This window comes from Capnocytophaga sp. ARDL2 (assembly GCF_041530365.1).
Lineage (GTDB): Bacteria > Bacteroidota > Bacteroidia > Flavobacteriales > Flavobacteriaceae > Flavobacterium.
The window spans coordinates 950,991-965,464 of record NZ_CP168034.1; the positions used below are offsets into that span (position 1 = coordinate 950,991).

Annotated in this window: 13 protein-coding genes; 5 read left to right on the forward strand and 8 right to left on the reverse strand. The window is 34.2% G+C overall.

The annotated features are described in order from the left end of the window. Positions 1-18 precede the first annotated feature (18 nt). Positions 19-1,593 carry a sensor histidine kinase gene (locus tag AB4865_RS04670; protein WP_372474573.1) on the reverse strand — a complete coding sequence of 525 codons (1,575 nt, stop codon included), beginning with the start codon at positions 1,591-1,593 and terminating at the stop codon, positions 19-21. Positions 1,594-1,662: 69 nt separating this feature from the next. Further along, entirely contained in the window at positions 1,663-2,244 is a 582-nt protein-coding gene (gene coaE / locus AB4865_RS04675) for a dephospho-CoA kinase (RefSeq protein WP_372474574.1), read from the reverse strand. Between the two features lie 237 nt (positions 2,245-2,481). Here coaE and AB4865_RS04680 point away from each other — a divergent pair, with 237 nt between their 5' ends. After that, positions 2,482-3,060, forward strand: coding sequence for a hypothetical protein (locus tag AB4865_RS04680; protein ID WP_372474575.1), 579 nt, complete (start codon positions 2,482-2,484; stop codon positions 3,058-3,060). Between the two features lie 32 nt (positions 3,061-3,092). On the opposite strand, the gene AB4865_RS04685 is transcribed toward AB4865_RS04680, so the two are convergent. Genes AB4865_RS04685 through AB4865_RS04700 form a run of 4 tightly spaced genes read right to left on the reverse strand, consistent with a single transcriptional unit; the run spans position 3,093 to position 6,636 of the window. Beyond that, on the reverse strand, positions 3,093-4,121 hold the full coding sequence (locus AB4865_RS04685; protein ID WP_372474576.1) for an asparaginase: 1,029 nt from the start codon (positions 4,119-4,121) through the stop codon (positions 3,093-3,095). Further along, positions 4,118-5,242 carry a 1-acyl-sn-glycerol-3-phosphate acyltransferase gene (locus AB4865_RS04690; RefSeq protein WP_372474882.1) on the reverse strand — a complete coding sequence of 375 codons (1,125 nt, stop codon included), beginning with the start codon at positions 5,240-5,242 and terminating at the stop codon, positions 4,118-4,120. Before AB4865_RS04690 ends, AB4865_RS04685 begins: the two co-directional genes overlap by 4 nt. A gap of 24 nt (positions 5,243-5,266) precedes the next feature. Next, complete coding sequence (locus AB4865_RS04695; RefSeq protein ID WP_372474577.1) at positions 5,267-6,052, reverse strand: TatD family hydrolase; 786 nt, start codon at positions 6,050-6,052, stop codon at positions 5,267-5,269. 5 nt (positions 6,053-6,057) lie between these two features. After that, positions 6,058-6,636, reverse strand: coding sequence for a DUF3109 family protein (locus AB4865_RS04700; RefSeq protein WP_372474578.1), 579 nt, complete (start codon positions 6,634-6,636; stop codon positions 6,058-6,060). Positions 6,637-6,757: 121 nt separating this feature from the next. Between AB4865_RS04700 and AB4865_RS04705 the strand changes: the two genes are divergently transcribed. Both AB4865_RS04705 and AB4865_RS04710 read left to right on the forward strand, forming a co-directional pair. After that, positions 6,758-8,680, forward strand: a complete 1,923-nt coding sequence (locus AB4865_RS04705) for an LTA synthase family protein (protein WP_372474579.1) — start codon at positions 6,758-6,760, stop codon at positions 8,678-8,680. Positions 8,681-8,685: 5 nt separating this feature from the next. Beyond that, positions 8,686-9,639 (forward strand): M28 family peptidase, encoded by a 954-nt coding sequence (locus AB4865_RS04710; protein ID WP_372474580.1) that lies wholly within the window; start codon positions 8,686-8,688, stop codon positions 9,637-9,639. 93 nt (positions 9,640-9,732) lie between these two features. Here AB4865_RS04710 and AB4865_RS04715 read toward each other — a convergent pair whose 3' ends face one another. Then, the gene (locus tag AB4865_RS04715) at positions 9,733-10,299 is read right to left on the reverse strand and encodes a DUF2892 domain-containing protein (RefSeq protein WP_372474581.1); all 567 of its coding nucleotides are present in this window, start codon (positions 10,297-10,299) and stop codon (positions 9,733-9,735) included. A gap of 414 nt (positions 10,300-10,713) precedes the next feature. Between AB4865_RS04715 and rpmH the strand changes: the two genes are divergently transcribed. Both rpmH and carB read left to right on the forward strand, forming a co-directional pair. Further along, positions 10,714-10,875: a 50S ribosomal protein L34 gene (gene rpmH / locus AB4865_RS04720; RefSeq protein ID WP_026979292.1), complete on the forward strand. Its 162-nt coding sequence runs from the start codon at positions 10,714-10,716 to the stop codon at positions 10,873-10,875. 125 nt (positions 10,876-11,000) lie between these two features. Further along, positions 11,001-13,853, forward strand: coding sequence for a carbamoyl-phosphate synthase large subunit (carB, locus tag AB4865_RS04725; protein ID WP_372474582.1), 2,853 nt, complete (start codon positions 11,001-11,003; stop codon positions 13,851-13,853). A 164-nt stretch (positions 13,854-14,017) separates the two neighbouring features. Here the strand turns inward: carB and AB4865_RS04730 are convergent, their stop codons facing one another. Then, the gene (locus AB4865_RS04730; protein WP_372474583.1) at positions 14,018-14,449 is read right to left on the reverse strand and encodes a copper resistance protein NlpE; all 432 of its coding nucleotides are present in this window, start codon (positions 14,447-14,449) and stop codon (positions 14,018-14,020) included. Positions 14,450-14,474 lie beyond the last annotated feature (25 nt).

The following is a 14,474-nucleotide window of genomic DNA, read 5'->3' on the forward strand; positions in this document are numbered from 1 at the left end:
CCTACGGAACGCAACGAATTAATTTATCAATGGCAATTTGATAAAAAATGTGGTTCCTTTGCCTTTTTCACTTTCTACAAATACCTGACCATTGTGGTCTTCGATGATTTGTTTTAAATAGGACAATCCCAATCCGTGTCCTTTTACATTGTGCAAATCTCCTGTGTTTTCGCGATAGAATTTTTCAAATATTCGCTTTTGTGCTTGTTTTGAAATACCTTGTCCGTAATCTTTTATTTTTATTAAAATAAAATCTTTGATGTTTTCCGTACTCATTTCGATTTTCAATTCGTCCGGTGAATATTTTATGGCGTTGTCTAACACATTTGTTATAACATTGGTAAAATGTGTTGGATTTACCAAAACGGTATCTCTACTTGCATTAAACTCAAAGGACAAATCTCCGTTTCTGTCTTCGATTTGCAGGGCAACTCTCGCCATAGCATCTTCGATCAACTCGTGAATTTCCATCTTTTCTTTCGGAATGTCCAATTCTTTTCGCTCGAGTTTAGACATACGCAAAATGTTTTCAATCTGTGCGTGCATGCGTTTGTTTTCTTCCTTGATCATTGCCGCATATTTTAGAATTTTTTCTTGATCGGTGATGATTTTCGGATTTTTTATTGCATCCAATGCCAAGTTGATTGTAGCAATTGGTGTTTTGAATTCGTGCGTCATATTGTTGATGAAATCGTTTTTTATTTCAGAAACCTGACGCAAATTGTTGAGTTGTGAAATTGCTGAATAATAAGCAACCATAATCACAGCGATAAACAACATCGATATCAAGACAAAAGGCAACAAATCTGCATATAAATAGGTAGATTTGTTTGGAAAACTTACAAACAATTTATGTTTTGAAAAATTGTCCATATCGGGAAATAGCAATACCGAATAGGTGTTTTTTTCGTTATAAGCATAATTTTTAGAGGCGATAGAGGTAGAAAGTCCATTGCTAAAAATAGCAAATTCGTATGGTGTTTCAATTCCTTGTTGTTTCAATTCTATTTGCAATGCCTCGTTTAAATCGTGTGTATTGATACGCTTTTCGATAGGATAAACGCCTACGACATCATAATACGCCAATTCCAATCCGATATCTAAATCGGTTTCTTTTTCTATGACTTCATCGGGAATTTTTCTCGAGGAAATTGTTGTTCCTTGATCGAGTTTTTGGTCTTCTTTATACACCTCAGTACGACTATGCGAACTGTAATTGCTTACTTTACTCGAGCGGTTGTTGTCTATGAACGGCTGGTTAATTTCGTAGTTTTCGAGCGAAATTTTGTTTGAATAAATTATTTGGTCATTGGTTATCAAATCTCGTTCGATGTAAAAAATCTCCTTTATATCGGTTTTGTTTGGAGTTTTTCCTGTCGCTTTTTTATAGGCTTCGATGTTTTTGTAAAAATCGTATTTTTCCTTTGCTTGCGACTTTTTGGATAGGTTGTTTAGCACTTGACTAATCGTATATTGAAACTGTTTTTCCTTGTTTACATACGAAGTTTTAATCCAAAAAGCCTGTACTAAAATGATTCCTAAAAAGGAAATACTCATCAGTAGTACCAGTGATTGATATCTATATTTATTCATAAATCCTTACAAATTTAATTATTTACTATTGAAATTACTTTATGTTTAGTGAAAATTTAACATAAATAATTACATACTTTTCAAAATTTTTAAAATTTCTTCGATTTGTTTGAAAGTTTCGGATTTTTCTTGATTAACAATTTCAAAATCAATAAATTTTCTTTTTTCTTCATCTGAAAGTTGATTGGCAATTCGTTTTTCAATTTCTTTTTTAGACAAGGAATCGCGTTGCATCACTCGTTGAATGCGTGTTTCTAAAGGAGCTGTAACCAGAATTACTTTATCAAACTGTTGATAATTTCCTGTTTCAATCATCAAGGCACTTTCGTAAAACACAAAGTCTTTATCCTGATGTGTTTGACAAAATTCCATAAAATCTCGTTCAACCGCTGGATGTACAATGTTATTGAGTTGTTGTAATTTTTCTGGATTTTGAAATACTATCGAAGCAATTTTTTTTCGGTCTAATTGATGGTTTTCAATTACATTTTCATCAAATATTTGTTGAATTTCTTGAATAATAGTTGGTTGTAGCATCAATTCTTTGGCTCTTATGTCACTACAATACACGGGATACCCTTGCGATGAAATATAATCCATCACAGTCGATTTTCCACTTCCGATGCCTCCTGTAATTCCTATTTTTTTCATGTCTTTTGATTATTCAAATTCAAAGATACTACAATTGAAATAGAAAATGAATTGAATATTAAAATTCGAATGAGTTTATCTTATAATTTTGTATAGAAAAAATAAGAAAGCGTTAATTTTTAGTAAAAATAAATAGGAAATGGAAAAATTAAATAGTTATTCTTAGAATTTTTGATATAAAAATCTTTATTTTGCATAAAGAAGAATGTTTAACTAATATAAAAAAATAATAGATTTATGAAAAAGATTGTTTTGTCATTGACTGCATTAGCTACTATATCATTTACATCATGTAAAAAAGAAGTGACAGCTCAAGAACAAGTTGAAAATTTGACTCAAGATGTACAAGAGGTTGCAAATGATGTTGTAGAACAAGTACAAGAAACTACTGAGTCATTGGAAGCTAAAATCAAAGAAGCAGAACAAGAGTTGAGAAATGCAAAAACAGAAGAGGCAAAAAATGCAGCTACTGAGAAGTTGAACAACGCTAAAGCTGTTTTGCAAACTTTGAATGGTAATGTAGTTGAGACTGTAGAAGAAGTTAAAGCAGAAACGAAAGAGGCTGTAAACAATGTAGCTGCAGCAGCAAAATCTACAGCTACTAAAACTGTAGAAAAAACTAAAGCAGTAGCAAACGAAACAGCAAAAAAGGCTGAAGAAGTAAAGACTGACGCTCAGTTGAAAGTAGAATCTGTTGCAAATTCAGCTAAAAAAAAATTAGAAAATGTAACAATCAAAACAGAGAAAACGATTGATAAGGCTTCTGATAAAGCTTTAGAAAAAGTTAATTCTGGTTTAAGACTTAACAACGACTAAACTTAAAAATGCTGTCCGTTAGGACAGCTTTTTTATTCTATTGTCAATTCTCCACAAACTGCTGTTTCGAAGGCTTGTTGAAATTCGATATTAGAAAGATTTTGTGGTAAAAGCACCATCAATTTGGTTATGGCGGCTTCGGTCGTGATGTCGTGTCCTGAAACTACGCCAATTTTTTGTAGCGTTGTTCCTGTTTCGTATTTACCCATATCTACGCTACCTCCCCAACACTGTGTTACATTGACTACTTTTACTCCTCTCTTGATAGCGTTTTCTAAAGTGTCTAAAAACCAAGGCTCTGTAGGTGCATTGCCAGATCCAAATGTTTCTAAGACGATACCTCTTAGATTAGGCATTTCCAATATATTCTTCAATATTTCAGGATTGATTCCAGGAAAAATTTTCAATACAAATACTCTTGTATCTAATTCTTCTACAATTTCAAGTGGTAATTTGTTTTTTGGCAACAACAAATGATTTTCTATTTTCAAATGCACCCCCGATTCTGCCAAATGTGGTAAATTGGGTGAAGTAAACGCATTGAAATGTTCTGCACTGATTTTTGTACAACGGTTTCCACGATACAATTTATATTCAAAATACAATCCTACTTCTTGGATTACTGGTTGATTTTGTTTGTCTTGCAGTGCGGCAATCTGAATTGCTGTAATCAAATTTTCTTTTGCATCGGTACGCAAATCACCAATAGGCAATTGCGAACCTGTAAAAATCACTGGCTTAGACAAGTTTTTTAGCATAAAACTCAGCGCAGACGAACTATACGCCATAGTATCCGAACCGTGCAGTACTACAAATCCGTCATAGGTTTCATAATTTTCTTGAATCACTTGGGTAATGCTTTTCCAATGTGTTGGATTCATATCCGAAGAATCTATCGGATTTTCAAATGAATATGTATTGATTTTACAATCCAATAGATGCAATTCGGGAATTCGTTCCAAGAGCTGGTCAAAATTGAACGGTTTTAAAGCACCTGTTTCAAAATCTTTTACCATTCCGATGGTTCCACCAGTGTAAATCAGTAATATATTTGGTTTCATAAGGCGTTTTTATTGATTACAGGATTTGCATACATTTCCAAAAATTTCTGAACAATCAACGGATTGGATTTATCTACACGCATTTCCAATCGACGCAAAAACAATTGTTTTTCTTGTTCGTCGTATTGATTTTGATAGGTTTTGGTGTTGTGTAACAAATCATGGGCGATATAATTGGTAGGCCATAATTTGTAATTTGCTATAATCTGTTTATCGATACATTTTGTGATTAATTGGATTTGCTTGGTTGTATTATCAGTTTCCTGAGCTACTTCGTCAAATTCTGTATCGAGTGGCGTACCAATGTGTATGTGAATGCGTTTTTTTTGACCAATCACACCACTCATCAAATTGATAAAATCCTCGTTTTTCTCTTTAATGTATTCCAAATCTTGCATTTGTGCCAACAATTGAGGCATCTTCAATTTGTCGGTTGGGTCGTATTCATAAGACATCGATACAGGCACTATGCGAAGATTTTTCAAATGGGCAATCATTTCGTTTTTAGGAGCTGCCATAGCAATCATTTTCAACACTCCCGAATGTGTAGCATCGTTTCCGTCTTTGGTGCGACCTTCTCTTTGTGCAATCCACACCGAGCGATTTTCTTTTTGTATCAAATCGGAAATGTATTCAGATAGCAACTGAGAATTGAGTAACAATTCTCTCGGTGATGCTTTTCTTTTTACGATAAAATTTCGGTTGAGTTTTGCCAAATCCATCAAAAACGACTTTTGTACTAAATTGTCTCCAATGGCTGAAGCCGTCATGATTTGCCCGTGTTTCATTAGATTGACATTGAGTAAAGACGAATCTAATAAAATATCGCGATGATTGGATATATAAAGATAAGATTTTGAGTTGTCTAAATGTTCAAATCCCAAAAGACTCACCCCATCTGAAGTAGTAGCAACTATGCGTTCCATTGTTTTGGTGATGAATTTTTCGTGAAATTCTTGAATAGAATGTATGGAAGACAACAATTGTTTTGTTTCTTCTTCGGTGATTTCAGGAAAAGTGAATCGTAACAAAGATTTAAACATCGGATGAGGTGCAATGTTTTGTATTTGAGCGTTGACCTCTTCGTCGTTGAAAAATCTTATGGAATCGTATTTAGACATCATTTTTTCTTTCGAGTGTTTTTTTTATTTTTCACAAATCTCAGGCAATTGATACACCTCGGCTGCATTTTTTGTGGTTTGTAGAGCAATGGCTTCCAGTGAAATACCGTAAATTTCACTCAATTTTTCAGCTACCAAACGCAAGAATGCTGGTTCGTTTCGTTTGCCTCGATGAGGAGCAGGTGCCAAATAAGGACCGTCGGTTTCTAAAACAATGTGTTCCAACGGAATGTCCTTTAAAAATTGATCAATTTTTCCATTCTTAAAAGTAGCTACACCTCCAATTCCTAATTTCAATCCTAAATCAATGGCTCTTTGAGCATTTTCTTTTGTGCCTGTGAAACAATGAAAAATCCCAGAAATCGGTCGGTTGAAACTTTCCAATACTTCAAATACTTCATTGAAAGCATCTCTGCAATGTATATTTATCGGCAATTGAAATTCCTCCGCCCAACGGATTTGCTGTGCAAAGGCTTCTTGTTGGATAGCCAAAGTGGTTTTGTCCCAATAGAGGTCAATACCGATTTCGCCTACGGCTACATATTTTTTGCTTTGCAATAGCTGATAGACAAAAGCCAATTCTTCTTTATAAGATTCTGGTTTTACATAACAAGGATGCAATCCCATCATCATTGAACTTTCCTGTGGGAATCGGTCGTTTACTTTGTGCATTTTTTCAAAGTACGAACGATCAATTGCTGGTAAAAAGAAATGAGAAACTTGAGCTTCTTTGGCTTTTTTTACCAATTCGTCTAGATCTTCGGCAAATTGTGAACTGTATAAATGTAAATGTGTATCGACTAATTGCATTTTTATTATTTTTTTGATTGTTTGCTCCATTCCGTTGCAACGGTTTCCAATTCCGAGTACCAATCCTCTCCGTATTTTCTAATCAGTGGAGCTTTTAGAAACTTATAAACAGGTACTTGCAATTCTTTACCCAACGAACACGCATCTTCGCAAATATGCCATTTGTGGTAATTTACCGCCGAAAATTGCGAATATTCCTTGATGCGAATCGGATACAAATGACATGAAATTGGTTTTTTATATTCCAATTTTCCTTCATTGTATGCTTGTTCTATGGCACAAAGAGCCGTTTTACCATCAAAAATCACATACGCACATTCGCTGCCGTTGATGAGAGGAGTTTCGTATTCGCCATCGGTACCTACTACCCATTTCCCTAGATTTTCGATTGCATCAATACCTTCTGGTCTCAAATAAGGTTTTACTGTATCGTAGATTTCGTCCAAAATAGCAATTTCCTCTTCAAGTAAAGGAGCACCAGCATCGCCATCAATGCAACATTGTCCTTTACAAGCCGACAAATTGCATACAAATTCGTTTTCTAAAATTTCGTCCGAAACAATCGTATTTTCTATTTGAAACATAATCAATCAAAATTAATTTGCAAAGGTAATAATAAATATAGTAGAGTGAAAGGTGTAAAGCTAAAAATACTTACAATAAATAAGAAAATCTTAGTATTTTTGCGGTTTATTTATAGGAAAAATGAAACAAATAATTAGGTTAAACGAATTAGCCGTTTTACTGTACAGAATCCTATTGGTTTATGTGTTTTATCAAATAGCCAGAGGATTGTTTTGGAGGTATAATAGAGAGTTATTGGATGTAGCCGATTTTTCAGAATATTTGCATTTAGCTTATCGAGGATTTGCGTTTGATACTACAGCTATTTTATATGTAAATGGATTGTTTATTTTGTTGAGCCTACTCCCGTTAGTTGTCAATACTCGTCTTTTTTTTCAAAAAATATTGTTTTGGATTTATTTTATTTTCAACGGAATAGCTTTTAGTTTAAACTTTGGGGATTTTATATATTTTCCTTTTTCGCAATCTCGTCTTACTACTGCTGCTTGGGCAGTTGCAGGAAATGAAAACAATTTAGGTAAAGTTGCTTTTGTTTCGCTGAAAGAACATCCGATGGTGCTGATTTCTTTTGTGTTATTGATGAGTTTGTGGGTGTTTTTATACAAAAAAGTAAAAGTTGAACAGCAAATTCCAAAGGTCAATTTTGTATATTTTTTGAGTTCGATTTTACTTTTGGGAATGGTAGCAACATTGGCAGTAGGAGGTATTCGTGGTGATTTTAAACACAGTACTCGACCGATAAATATCGTAGATGCCAACAAACATGTGCGTTTGCCAATTCAGGGAAATTTGGTATTGAACAGTCCCTTTTCATTGATTCGAACTTTTGGGAAAAATCATTTCAAAGAAGTACATTTTGTTGATGAGGATTTTATAGCTCAGCAGTTGCAACCGATTAAACAATATCAAAAAACGTCCGAACATCAACCCAATATTGTGATTTTGATTGTAGAATCGTTTGGTAGAGAATATTCTGGAGCGTTTAATCAATACACAAATATTCCTCAATACGAAAGTTTTACGCCATTTATCGATAGTTTAGCAACACAGAGTTTGATTTTTCCAAATTCGTTTGCTAATGGACGCCAATCGATACATGCGATGAGTAGTATATTGGCAGGAATTCCATCGTTGAAAGCCGCATTTACGAGTTCGCCGTATGCCAATCAAAACATTCAATCCTTAGTGTCGATTGCCAACGAATTGGGATATGATACTTCCTTTTATCACGGAGCTCCGAACGGTTCGATGGGGTTTCAAGGATTTGGAAATATTTTAGGTTTTCAGCATTATTTTGGAAAAGATGAATATAACAACGATGCAGATTTTGATGGAATGTGGGCAATTTGGGACGAACCATTTTTACAGTATTTTGCTAAAAATATAGGACAACAACAACCGTTTTTTACCACGATGTTTACCGCATCGTCGCATCATCCGTATGTGATTCCAAACGAATATGAAGGCAAATTTAAAAAGGGATACAATGATATGCATGAACCGATACAATACACGGATTTGGCGTTGAAAAAATTTTTTGAAACAGCCAAAAAACAATCGTGGTATAAAAATACCATTTTTGTAATTACAGGCGATCATACCAACAAGTCTCATTTTGATTACTACAATCAAACGGTCAATCATTTTGCTGTGCCTATTTTGTTTTATTCACCCAATCCTGACTATCAATTGCAAGGGATAGACGAAAGATGGGCTCAACAAATGGATATTTATCCTACAGTTGCCTCTTTGATGAATTACGAAAAACCTATCCGAAGTTGGGGGGTGAATTTATTGAGCCAAGAGTCAAATGCACCCCATTATATTGTCAATTCGGACGGTATTACCATTCGATTTGCCTATAAAAATTACATTTATACCTTTGATGGAAATGAAATAATAGGATGGTATGAAAAAACTGATTATGCTATGGAACACAATCTGATTTCTAAGGAAAAAACAGCCGAAATTATCGAAGGAGAAAAATTGTGCAAAGCATGGTATCAAGATTTTATGGATAGAATAATTAATAAGAAATTGTAACTTTTATGTTGGAAATATTTAGAAATAAAGTGAAATTATTTGCCCTACTGTTAATTGTAAGTTGCAAAACTGTTGATAGTGTTTCAGTAGAAAAGAATTCGTATAGTGTAAAAGAAGAAGATGTAATAGAAACATTGCGATATCTCAGTTCGGATGAATTGCAAGGGCGTGATACTGGAACAGAAGGAATAGAAAAAGCAGCTGTTTTTCTCGAAAATCATTTGAAAAACAATAGTATTGCTCCTTATTTTGTGACATATAGAGATACATTGAGCAATTATAACCCTACAGCTTATAATATTGTAGGTTTAATAGAAGGGAAAGATTCTGAATTAAAACACGAAATAGTCATTTTAGGAGCTCATTATGATCATATTGGAATGAATGAAAATCTCAAAGGAGATAAAATCTACAATGGAGCAAATGACAATGCCTCAAGTGTAACCATAGTTTCAGAAATTGCAAAATATTTGGCGACACAAGAAAATAAACGCTCGGTTTTGATTTGCTATTTTTCAGCCGAAGAAAAAGGTTTGTTGGGAGCAAAACATTTGGCTACAAAACTCAAAGAACAAGGAATAAATCTGTATGTGATGCTCAATTTTGAAATGATGGGAGTACCTATGCAAAATCGAAATTTTGATATGTTTATTACTGGGCCAAAAATTTCAAATTTGTGGAAAAAAATGAATGAATATGCCGCAAGTAATTTAGTAGGCGAAATACCTCATTTTGCACAATTTTTTAAAGCATCGGATAATTATCCTTTTTATACAGAATTTAAAGTGCCATCTCATACAGTTTGTACATTTGATTTTGAGAATTTTCAATATTATCATCAACCACAAGATGAATTTGAATTGATGGATACACGTTTTATGACTCAGACTACTCAAAAATTACTGCCAGTAATTTCAAAAATTGTAAATTCTGATAAGGGGGAAATTAGATGTAATTGAAAGGGTTATATTGCTGATAATTAAATGAGAAAAGATCAAGATGAATTTAAGGATAAAAAAAACCGCCCCAAAAGGCAGTTTGATATAAAAGAATTAAAACCCTCTTTTCTTTGATTGGTTGTACCACATAGGTACTTTTTGACCTTTCATTTGTTTCATCTGAGCTTTCATCATATTGATTTGCTCTTTTAGCATACCTTTGCTGTCGAGTCGTTCTGCTTCTTCCAACAATTTTTTAGCTTCCAACGGACGATTTTTTGAAAGGGTAATTCCACTCATTTGCAATTTTGCAACTGCTAAATCCTCTTTTTGGTTCAATCCCAATTCGATGGCTTTTTTCATAAATTGCTCACCACCTTTGATGTCGTTTAATTGCAAAGAAACAATTCCTTTCAAATAGTGATAATACCCTTGTTGGTTAGGTACCAAATGAGTAATTGGGTTGATTTTGTCCAAAGTTTTATTTGCTGCTTCAAAGTCTTGTTTTCTAAATTTAAACAAGGTAACAATCAACATTTCGTTTTTGAAATAAAACAAAACGATAATTGCAACTAACAATAAAAGGAAAATACCATTTCCGATATAGTTTTCAGTAAATTGCCAAATGGCTACTGCAAAAAGCACTACGGCTAAAGCTAATTTGATGTTTTTATTGATCATAATTGTTTAGTTTTTTATTTTGTTGTACGCAGATTTTTAGATTAACCTCGTTGTGTTTATTTTATTCAAGTAGATAACGCAGATATTATAGACTGTGTTACTATTTTTTTGATTTATCAAAAAAATATCTGCGAAAATCAACAATTAAGAATTAAAATCTGTTATAATCAGCGTGAGAAAAAAAATGTTTTAGTTACTATTTTTAGTATAATCAGTTATACTATACAAATCCCATATTTTTTCGCTCTGCAAAGGTAGTAAAATAAAAGAAAGAACGAAAAGAATAAAAAAAAACATTTTTCATTATTGCGAAATAAAAAAAGGTTTGTATATTTGCACTCGGTTTTGAAGCGAAGGATTCAAAGCTGAAAAATTAGAGTAACAAAATATTTTTGATTTTTAAAGATAAAAGCAATGAGTAAAAGAACGTTTCAACCATCAAAAAGAAAAAGAAGAAACAAGCACGGTTTCATGGAAAGAATGGCTTCTGCTAACGGAAGAAAAGTATTGGCTCGTAGAAGAGCAAAAGGTCGTCATAAATTGACTGTATCTAGCGAACCAAGACATAAAAAATAATCAAATAATAAAGGTGTTACTTTAAGTGTAACGCCTTTTTTTTAGGTAAAAATTAAACATCCTAAAAATAAAATATTTTTTGTAATTTCACCAAGTTATCATATCTTTAAAAAATATAGACCATCATGCCTAAAGATTCATCAATAAAAACGGTTTTGATTATTGGTTCTGGGCCAATAATCATCGGTCAGGCTTGTGAATTTGACTATTCAGGTTCGCAATCTGCACGCTCACTTAGAGAAGAAGGTATCAAAGTGATTTTGATCAATTCAAATCCTGCTACCATCATGACAGATCCTTCAATGGCCGATCATGTGTATCTAAAACCGTTGACTACAAAATCAATCATCGAAATTCTAAAAGAACATCCTGAAATCGACGCTGTATTGCCTACTATGGGAGGTCAGACAGCTCTAAACCTCTGTTTGGAGGCTGACGAAAAAGGTATCTGGCAAGACTTTGGAGTAAAATTAATAGGTGTAGATATCAATGCTATCAATATTACGGAAGACCGTGAGCAATTCAAACAATTGTTGAACAAAATCAATGTGCCGTATGCTCCTGCCAAAACAGCTACTTCTTTCCTCGAAGGTAAAGAAATTGCTCAGGAATTTGGTTTTCCATTGGTGATTCGTCCTTCGTTTACTTTGGGAGGTACAGGTGCTGCTTTCGTACACAAAGAAGAGGATTTCGACGCTTTATTGACAAGAGGTTTGGAAGCTTCGCCTATTCACGAAGTCTTGATTGACAAGGCTCTTTTGGGATGGAAAGAATACGAATTGGAGTTGTTGCGTGACAAAAACGACAATGTTGTAATCATCTGTACTATCGAAAATATGGATCCTATGGGTATCCATACGGGAGATTCTATTACAGTAGCACCCGCAATGACGCTTTCTGACCGTACTTTTCAAAAAATGAGAGATATGGCGATTTTGATGATGCGTTCTATCGGAAACTTTGCTGGTGGATGTAATGTGCAGTTTGCCGTTTCACCTGATGATAAAGAAGATATCGTGGCTATCGAAATCAATCCACGTGTTTCTCGTTCGTCTGCTTTGGCATCAAAAGCAACGGGGTATCCAATTGCGAAAATTGCTACAAAATTGGCTTTGGGATACACTTTGGACGAATTGCAAAACCAAATTACCAAATCTACCTCGGCTTTGTTTGAGCCTACCTTGGATTATGTAATCGTAAAAATCCCTCGATGGAACTTCGATAAATTTGAAGGTGCTGAACGAACTTTAGGTTTGCAAATGAAATCGGTAGGAGAGGTAATGGGTATTGGTCGTTCTTTCCAAGAAGCCTTACAAAAAGCAACACAATCGTTGGAAATCAAACGCAACGGAATTGGAGCAGACGGAAAAGGATATACCAATTACGAGCAAATCATCGACAAATTGAAAAATCCTTCGTGGGATCGCGTATTTGTAATTTACGATGCCATTGCATTGGGAATTCCATTGAGTACTATCCATGAAATCACGAAAATAGATATGTGGTTCTTGAAACAATATGAAGAAATGTATGCTTTGGAACAAGAAGTACGTAAATACAACTTGAACTCTCTTCCAAAAGAATTGTTGTTGGAAACCAAACAAAGAGGTTTTGCCGACAGACAAATCGCTCACATGTTGGGTTGTTTGGAAAGCGAAGTGTATAAATTACGCCAAACGATGAATATCAATCGTGTATATAAATTGGTTGATACATGTGCGGCTGAATTCGTAGCTCAAACCCCTTATTATTATTCAACATTCGAAGCTGATATTCAAAAAGCAGACGGAACAGTATATTCAGCCAACGAATCGGTACGTTCGGATAAAAAGAAAATTATCGTTTTGGGGTCTGGTCCAAACCGTATCGGACAAGGTATCGAGTTTGATTACTCTTGTGTACACGGTGTATTGGCTGCAGCAGAATGTGGTTATGAAACTATTATGATCAACTGTAATCCAGAAACAGTTTCTACAGATTTTGATACGGCAGATAAATTGTATTTCGAGCCAGTATATTGGGAACATATTTACGATATTATCCAACACGAAAAACCAGAAGGAGTTATCGTACAGTTGGGAGGTCAGACTGCATTGAAATTGGCTGAAAAATTAGACAAATACGGTGTAAATATCATAGGAACGAGCTATGAGGCCTTGGATTTGGCAGAAGACCGTGGTCGTTTCTCAGATTTATTGACAGAGTTGAACATTCCATTCCCTAAATTTGGTGTAGCAACTACCGCAGAAGAAGCGAGTAAATTGGCAGACGAGTTAGATTTCCCATTGTTGGTAAGACCATCGTATGTATTGGGAGGACAAGGAATGAAAATTGTAATCAACAAGAAAGAATTGGAAAGTCATGTTATCGATTTATTGAAGTCAATTCCAGGAAATAAATTGTTGCTCGATCATTATTTAGCAGGTGCTATCGAAGCTGAAGCTGATGCAATTTGCGATGGAGAAAATGTATATATTATCGGAATTATGGAGCATATTGAGCCATGTGGAGTTCACTCAGGAGATTCGAATGCAACATTACCACCGTTTAACCTTGGTGAATATGTGATGCAACAAATCAAAGATCACACGAAAAAAATCGCTGTGGCATTGAAAACAAAAGGTTTGATCAATATTCAGTTTGCAGTAAAAGACGATACAGTATATATCATCGAGGCAAATCCAAGAGCGTCGCGTACGGTACCTTTTATCGCAAAAGCTTACGGAGAGCCGTATGTAAACTATGCAACCAAAGTGATGTTGGGAGACAAAAAAGTAACAGATTTTGATTTTAACCCACAATTGAACGGATACGCAATCAAACAACCTGTATTCTCATTCAATAAATTCCCTAAAGTAAACAAAGCCTTAGGTCCAGAAATGAAATCAACAGGAGAAAGTATCTTGTTTATCGAAAACTTGAAAGACGATACATTCTACGACTTGTATGCAAGAAGAAAAATGTATTTGAGTAAGTAATAGATAGTAAATAGTTACATATTACAAGTTTTTATTACGAAATATATAAAAGCCAGTCGAAAGATTGGCTTTTTTTTACATACTATAGTGGAAAAATGGATGACAAAAATAAAAGGTTGCCCTTTTTGGGCAACCTCTACTTTTATGTTATGTATAAGCTCTAATTATTTTTTTACTAATACATAAGCTGCAGCATTTTCACCTTCAGCTTCTTTTCCATCAGCATCTAACATAGTGATTTTGTTTTCTCCAATTTTGTATTTAACCTCTCCCAAAGTTACGATTACTTTGTCATCAGACCATACGATTTCTCCTTTAGATTCTTTTTTAGAATTTTCAGTTTGCTCTAAATATTCTTCGTCGATTTCGTAAGTATTGTCAGCATTCAATTTTACTTCAGTTTTGATACCTGGACAAGAAGCACATGGAACAGTCCCTTCGTACTCACCAACCCAAGTTGCTACTGTTACATCATTTTGCTCAACAGTTACTTCTTCAACTGGAGTTTCTGTAGTAGTTTTAGGCTTGTTATCACATGATACTAAGAATGCTGCTACTGCTGCAAACGCTGCTGTGTTTCTCAAAATTTGTTTCATTTTTAAATTTAATTTATTAAGTTAT

What these genes read in the sequence shown, in the direction of transcription:
- AB4865_RS04670 (WP_372474573.1), bottom strand. Translation starts at nt 1,593, where the DNA reads ATGAATAAATATAGATATCAATCACTGGTACTACTGATGAGTATTTCC.
- coaE (WP_372474574.1), bottom strand. Translation starts at nt 2,244, where the DNA reads ATGAAAAAAATAGGAATTACAGGAGGCATCGGAAGTGGAAAATCGACT.
- AB4865_RS04680 (WP_372474575.1), top strand. Translation starts at nt 2,482, where the DNA reads ATGAAAAAGATTGTTTTGTCATTGACTGCATTAGCTACTATATCATTT.
- AB4865_RS04685 (WP_372474576.1), bottom strand. Translation starts at nt 4,121, where the DNA reads ATGAAACCAAATATATTACTGATTTACACTGGTGGAACCATCGGAATG.
- AB4865_RS04690 (WP_372474882.1), bottom strand. Translation starts at nt 5,242, where the DNA reads ATGTCTAAATACGATTCCATAAGATTTTTCAACGACGAAGAGGTCAAC.
- AB4865_RS04695 (WP_372474577.1), bottom strand. Translation starts at nt 6,052, where the DNA reads ATGCAATTAGTCGATACACATTTACATTTATACAGTTCACAATTTGCC.
- AB4865_RS04700 (WP_372474578.1), bottom strand. Translation starts at nt 6,636, where the DNA reads ATGTTTCAAATAGAAAATACGATTGTTTCGGACGAAATTTTAGAAAAC.
- AB4865_RS04705 (WP_372474579.1), top strand. Translation starts at nt 6,758, where the DNA reads ATGAAACAAATAATTAGGTTAAACGAATTAGCCGTTTTACTGTACAGA.
- AB4865_RS04710 (WP_372474580.1), top strand. Translation starts at nt 8,686, where the DNA reads ATGTTGGAAATATTTAGAAATAAAGTGAAATTATTTGCCCTACTGTTA.
- AB4865_RS04715 (WP_372474581.1), bottom strand. Translation starts at nt 10,299, where the DNA reads ATGATCAATAAAAACATCAAATTAGCTTTAGCCGTAGTGCTTTTTGCA.
- rpmH (WP_026979292.1), top strand. Translation starts at nt 10,714, where the DNA reads ATGAGTAAAAGAACGTTTCAACCATCAAAAAGAAAAAGAAGAAACAAG.
- carB (WP_372474582.1), top strand. Translation starts at nt 11,001, where the DNA reads ATGCCTAAAGATTCATCAATAAAAACGGTTTTGATTATTGGTTCTGGG.
- AB4865_RS04730 (WP_372474583.1), bottom strand. Translation starts at nt 14,449, where the DNA reads ATGAAACAAATTTTGAGAAACACAGCAGCGTTTGCAGCAGTAGCAGCA.